This window comes from Belliella pelovolcani (genome assembly GCF_900156785.1).
Taxonomy (GTDB): Bacteria; Bacteroidota; Bacteroidia; order Cytophagales; family Cyclobacteriaceae; genus Belliella; species Belliella pelovolcani.
Genome location: NZ_FTOP01000013.1, coordinates 110,295 through 116,540 on the forward strand (window position 1 = coordinate 110,295; position 6,246 = coordinate 116,540).

Sequence of the window (6,246 nt, forward strand, 5' to 3'; positions counted from 1 at the left end):
GATAAAAATGAGTTGGGAAGAAAGTACAAAGCAAAAAATGTTGCATTTGCAGTTGCCCACAGATCCGAGATGGGTGAATATTGCTGAGATGAATATCGAGGATATCTTGGTGGATCATGCTTACTGTGAACAAAAGGCTGCCACTTCTTGTATTTCCTTGATTGTGAATTTTTATGATTTCCAAGAGGTTACTGAGGTTTTAACTCCAGTTGTAGCGGAAGAATGGGGGCATTTTGAACGCGTGTTAGAACACCTCAAAAAGCGGGGCTATCCACTGGGTAAGCCTAGGAAAGATGAGTACGTAATCAAGCTGTCGGAATTTGTTAAAAAAGGTGGAAGTAGAGCTCAGCAACTTTCCGAGTACCTCTTGATGAATGCTTTAATAGAAGCAAGGAGCTGTGAGCGGTTCAAATTACTTTCTAATAATATTCAGGACGGAGAATTGAAGAAGTTCTACTATGAATTGATGATTTCAGAAGCCGGTCATTATGTGAATTTTATTGAACTTGCTAGGGAGATTTATGATAAAGAGTTAGTCAATGAAAGATGGAAGGAGTGGCTTGCTTACGAGGCTTCTGTACTCAATAGTCTAGAAATCAGAGGAGATAGAATGCATTGATTTTTTTGTCATAAAAATTCTAAAAAATTATTGTCTTTTTCCATCAATGTAAGATATTAATGCCCTGAGAATCTTAAAATTTAGTTTTTTGTTTCAAAATCGTACAATTCATGAATCTGATCGAAAATATAAAAGAGGCTTTACGGTCTGTTAAAACAAATTTATTAAGAACTGTTTTGACAGGGACCATCATAGCTATTGGAATTACTTCATTGGTGGGTATGTTGACAGCGATTGATGCAATAAAAGCTCAAATTGAAGATAGTTTTTCGGGACTGGGGGCAAATAATTTTGATGTTAGATCGAGAGGATTCTCTGGTGGAAGATCCGTTCAAGGAGGGAGGATTGAAAAATCTTATCCGAATATTAAATATAAAGAAGCTCTGGAGTTTAAAACTGATTATTTAAAAACAGGAAATGCTACGGTTTTTACTTCTGTTTCAGGTGCTGTAGAAATCAAAAGAGGGTCTAAAAAAACTAATCCGAATGTCAGAGTGACAGGTGTGGACGACCTTTATCTTAATATCAAAGGTATAAAAATAGAAGAAGGGAGGAACTTTAGTGCTACTGAAATTCAATATGGTAATAATGTTTGTGTGGTAGGAGTAGATGTAGTTAAGTCTCTTTTTGATAATGAGGAAAATCCTTTGAATCAACAAGTTTCTTTTTTTGGAAATAGGTATACAATTATTGGGGTATTGGAGACGCAAGGCAGTGTTGGAGGTGGTCCTAGTGCAGACCGAGCTATTTTTATTCCTGTAGAAAATGCCAGCAGATTGGATAGGAGAGGCTCTTTTAGATATACTATCACCGCCAGTTCTTCGAGTCCTGTCAGTTTGGAATATGATATGGGACAAGCAACAGGAATGATGCGAAAAATCAGACAGGATAGAGTAGGGGAGGAAGACTCCTTTGAAGTGACTAAAAGTCAAACTGTAGGAGAGAGTTTAGAGGAAGTAGCTGGTTATTTGAGGATAGGTGGTTTTACCATAGGTTTTGTAACCTTGGTTGGAGCTTCTATTGGCTTAATGAATATTATGTTGGTGTCTGTTACTGAGCGGACGAGAGAAATTGGTATCAGAAAAGCATTAGGTGCTACCCCATTACGTATTAGACAGCAATTCTTAATTGAAGCAATTACAATTTGTATTATCGGAGGGATATTTGGGGTAATATTAGGTATTGGTATTGGTAATATTGTTGCTAATTCAATAGGTCCAGGAGGCTTTTTGATCCCATGGGTATGGATAATGGTTTCTTTTATGATTTGTATTTTTGTTGGATTGGCCTCTGGTTATATTCCTGCTTTTAAGGCAAGTAAACTAGATCCGATCGAGTCGCTGAGGTACGAGTAATTCTTGTGTTTGATTTAATGTATTCGTTAATATTTTTTACTGAATTTTTGATTTTTAGTTTTTCATTTTTATTTTTCAAAGATCAAAAATTAATTTTATGAAAAAATATTATACTTCTATTCTATTCGTCTTTTTATTGCAGATTATAAATATTGATTTTTCTTACTCTTTTCAAGATAATATAAAATTTGGTAAAGTTCCAGACAGTTATGTTGAGATGGTTAATTATAAAGATGATCCAGAAGCTGAAGCTCTTGTAATTTCCAATTCAGGTGAAACAGCATTTATTTTTAATTCAAATTCTGGATTTATAATCAATTATAAATATCATAAGATTGTAAAAGTTTTAGAGAAAGATGGAGTGGAGTATGCTGATATTATCATTCCATTTTACAGTATTTCAGGAAGGACAGATCGTGTTTTTAATATTAAAGGATTCACTTACAATAGTGAAAATGGGAAAATCAATAAAATCAAATTAGGTAAAGAGAATATTTTTGAGGAGAAAGTCTCCAGCACATATAATTTGATGAAAATATCAATGCCAGATGTTAGAGTAGGGTCTGTAATAGAAGTTTCTTATGAAATTAATTCTGACTTGTATAATTACATGAGGGAGTGGGAATTTCAAGAAGAGATTCCAACTCTATGGAGTGAATATAAACTTGAAACACCAGAGTACTTTTCCTACTCCCAAATCAATCAAGGAAGTCTCAATTATAAAATCAATCAGCAAACGGATAAGCCTGGTAGAATTAATTTTGTTTCAAATAATAAAGTAGATGCAGGCAATGCTACTAGAGGTAATATCACCAATGAAGCAGTTGATTTTATAAATAAAAATTATCACTGGGCTATTCAAAATGCTCCAGCTTTGAGAGTTGAACCTTTTGTGGATAACCCTAAAAGCTATGGTTCTAGAGTAGAGTTTCAGCTGCAATGGGTACAGTTCCCGAATTCTCCTAGGCAGAATATTGCATCAAGTTGGGAAAAACTAGGAGAAGAGTTATTAGCAAATGAAGATTTTGGCAGACACTTGAATAGAACAAAAATTGCAAAAAATGTAGTCCCAAGTCTTATTGGTAACATAGAGAAAGATCAAGAGAAAGTAAGTTTAATAATGGATCATTTGTCATCCAAAGTAGTCTGGAATGGTAAAAGGAGTATTTATCCTTCTAAGGCTTTAGATAAAATATGGGAAGATGGGAATGGAAATGTTGCTGACATCAACCTTTTATTGGTTGCTTTTTTGAGAGAAGCTGGTTTTGATGCTCATCCAATTATTAGTAGTACAAGAGATAATGGTTTTATGAATCCATCTAATCCAGTAATGTATAAGTTAAATTATGTGACTTCTGCTGTTAAGATTGATGGTAAGGAAATCATATTAGATGCTACCGACAGAGGTTTGCCTATTGGAATGTCACCTTTAAACGCGATAAACTTTAAAGGCTTTGTCTTAAGTGATAAAAATTCTCACTGGATTGATTTTACAAATTCAGTTAATAATACTGAAACTGCAATGATGAATATTTCTTTTGAAAATGGCAAAGTCAAATCAGAGGTAAATAGAAGGCTTGTAGGATATAAGGGTGCGCAATCAAGAAGAAATTATATTAGAAATGGAGAAGAGACTTTCTTGGAAGATCTTACAAGCCAACTTAAAGATTGGTCTATTAATAATCCAACTTTTGAGAATATAGATAATCGCAATTTGCCATATACGGAAAAGTATACTCTTCTCGGCGAAGTTGGAATGGAAAATACAAATACACATATTTATTTCAATCCTTTCGAGGGTAATTTTTTATCCGAGAACCCATTCAAGTTGGAATCAAGACAATTTCCCATTGATTTTATTTATGGCTCAAAATTTTCCCTTCTATGTATGATAGATATTCCAGAGGGATATGAAATTGAAGAATATCCCGAATCTTCTATTGCTTATTTTGAAAATAAGGATATTCAGTATTCTTATATGTCTTCTACGCCGCAAGAAGGTAAAATTCAAATTATTGTTACCTATCAAGTAAATCAAACTTTTTATAATCCAGAAAAATATAAAGAGTTAAAAAATTTCTATGATTTAATAGTAGAGAAACAGAAGCAAATGATTGTATTTAAAAGGATTGCTGAATAATGAGGTTTGTTTTATTCTTTATTTCATTAACATTTTTAATAAATGTAAACACTGTATTAGCTCAGGATTACAGTATTAGTAAAATTCAATCTGATTGGTTAAGTAAAGCTCCGGCTGTAGTGAGAAAGTCAGAACATTCTAGTACAGTTAATTCAAAAGGGGAAATATCCTTCAAAGTTAAGATTGCATATACGATTTTAAAACAGGAAGCAAATGAACTTGCTGTAATGGATGTGAATTATAGTAAATCAATCCTATTTAAAAGTTTATCAGGTAAAATTTTTGACCCATTTGGAAAGGAGATAAAGAAATCAAAAAAATCAGATATTCAAGATTTCAGTAATTTCAGTTCATTTTCAATCTATGAAGACAATAGACAGAAGGTGTTAGACCTGAAACAATTCAAATTACCATATACTGTTGAATTTGAATATGAAGTAATATATCCTAATCTCTATTACATTAATTCTTGGGTACCACAAAATTTCCCGAACATACCAGTACAACATGCCTCAGTAAGTTATCAATACCCAAAAGATATTGATCTTAGATTCTTTTCAGCCTCGTCAAGTATTCCAGTATATAAGAGTCAAGAGGTCATAGGTGACTCAAAAGTGTTTGCTTTAGAATTATCAAATTTGGAAATTCTTGAAACTGAACCTTTAATGCCTTCCCCAGTCAATTATCTTCCCATCTTATATGTCGCTCCGGCTCAATTTGATTATGATGGATATAAGGGAGATTTAACTAGCTGGAAATCCTTTGGATATTGGATTAATGATTTGAATAAAGACAAAGATGCATTATCTGATCAAATGGTATCTAAAATTCATGAGCTAACTTCAGGTTTAGATAATGATATAGAAAAAACAAAAGTCTTATACCAATACTTACAAGAGAAAACTAGATATGTTAGTATTCAATTGGGAATAGGAGGGCTAATGCCTTTCGAAGCTTCATTAGTAGAGAAATATGGTTATGGAGATTGTAAGGCGCTTTCAAATTTCATGAAGGCAATGTTGAAAGAAGCAGGGATCAATAGTCATTATACACTAATACACGGAGGCAAAAATGTAAGAAAAATTTACGAAGAATTCCCAAAAGATTATTTTAACCATGTAATCTTGGCGGTTCCTTTAGAAAAGGATACAATTTGGTTAGAGTGCACTAGCCAATCTAATCCTTTTGGGTATTTAGGTGATTTCACTTCTGGTCGGCAAGCCTTAATGATAACAGATAATGGAGGATATTTAACTACTACTCCAAAATATACTTATGATCATAATGTTCAAACTACTAAAGCTTTTTTTGACATAAGAGATAATGGAATTTCTAGTTATAATGTTGAAACTGTTTTTAAAGGACTTCAAGTTGAGAATGGAAGTCTACTTAATTTCATCAACCAATCCAATGATCAAAAGAGAAAGTGGTTCAGCCAAAATTTTGGACTTACAAATTTTACCTTAGAAAATCTCAATTTTAATTTCTTAGATGGATTTTCTCCAATTATTGAAATGACAACTAATGGGAGTACAAAAGGCTTAGTAACTTTCACTGGAAGTAGAATTATACTCCAACCCAATCAATTAAACGTTTATTCATCAAATATTAGAAATACAAAAAAATCTAGAGAATTTGATTTTGAAGTATTAACAGGTTTTATCGATGAGGATTTATTTGAATATACTTTGCCAAATGAATATCTTTTAGAAACTTCACCGGAAGATGTTTACTTAGAAAGTGAATTTGGAATTTATAAGCTATCCTTTACTCTTAATAATAACAAATTAACTTATGCTAGGTCCTTATGCATGTACAATGGAACTTTTGAACATTTTAAATTTGATGAATATCTCAATTTTTTAGCTATTATAGAGAAATTCGATAAGACTAAATTGATCTTTACAAAATCTAAATGACGTCAATTTTTAAAGGACTTTCACCATACTTGTTGCTTTTTTCTTGACCTTTCTTTAGCCCAAGCCAGATAAATCCAATGAAGTTAATTGGTGGTGGAATCAATAGATATAGTGCATATATAATACTCCCCAAAATTGAGACCAGAGGTTAAGTTAAAAAAAACCGTTTAAATTTAACCTTATGAACAAGCAAACAAGACGAAAGTTTTCTCC

4 protein-coding genes are annotated in these 6,246 nt (G+C 32.5%); all 4 read left to right on the forward strand.

The features are described from left to right. The first annotated feature begins 7 nt into the window (after window positions 1-7). The 4 genes from miaE to BW935_RS13990 all read left to right on the forward strand — a co-directional run bounded on the left by miaE (window position 8) and on the right by BW935_RS13990 (window position 6,033). Window positions 8-619 carry a MiaE family protein gene (miaE, locus tag BW935_RS13975; RefSeq protein ID WP_175606675.1) on the forward strand — a complete coding sequence of 204 codons (612 nt, stop codon included), beginning with the start codon at window positions 8-10 and terminating at the stop codon, window positions 617-619. Window positions 620-729: 110 nt separating this feature from the next. Then, window positions 730-1,974: an ABC transporter permease gene (locus BW935_RS13980; RefSeq protein WP_076502398.1), complete on the forward strand. Its 1,245-nt coding sequence runs from the start codon at window positions 730-732 to the stop codon at window positions 1,972-1,974. A 97-nt stretch (window positions 1,975-2,071) separates the two neighbouring features. Beyond that, a complete protein-coding gene (locus BW935_RS13985; RefSeq protein WP_076502399.1) occupies window positions 2,072-4,114 on the forward strand; it encodes a DUF3857 domain-containing protein in 2,043 nt (680 codons plus the stop codon). Then, window positions 4,114-6,033 carry a DUF3857 domain-containing protein gene (locus tag BW935_RS13990; RefSeq protein ID WP_076502400.1) on the forward strand — a complete coding sequence of 640 codons (1,920 nt, stop codon included), beginning with the start codon at window positions 4,114-4,116 and terminating at the stop codon, window positions 6,031-6,033. Before BW935_RS13985 ends, BW935_RS13990 begins: the two co-directional genes overlap by 1 nt. Window positions 6,034-6,246 lie beyond the last annotated feature (213 nt).

What these genes read in the sequence shown, in the direction of transcription:
- BW935_RS13985 (WP_076502399.1), top strand. Translation starts at nt 2,072, where the DNA reads ATGAAAAAATATTATACTTCTATTCTATTCGTCTTTTTATTGCAGATT.
- BW935_RS13990 (WP_076502400.1), top strand. Translation starts at nt 4,114, where the DNA reads ATGAGGTTTGTTTTATTCTTTATTTCATTAACATTTTTAATAAATGTA.
- BW935_RS13980 (WP_076502398.1), top strand. Translation starts at nt 730, where the DNA reads ATGAATCTGATCGAAAATATAAAAGAGGCTTTACGGTCTGTTAAAACA.
- miaE (WP_175606675.1), top strand. Translation starts at nt 8, where the DNA reads ATGAGTTGGGAAGAAAGTACAAAGCAAAAAATGTTGCATTTGCAGTTG.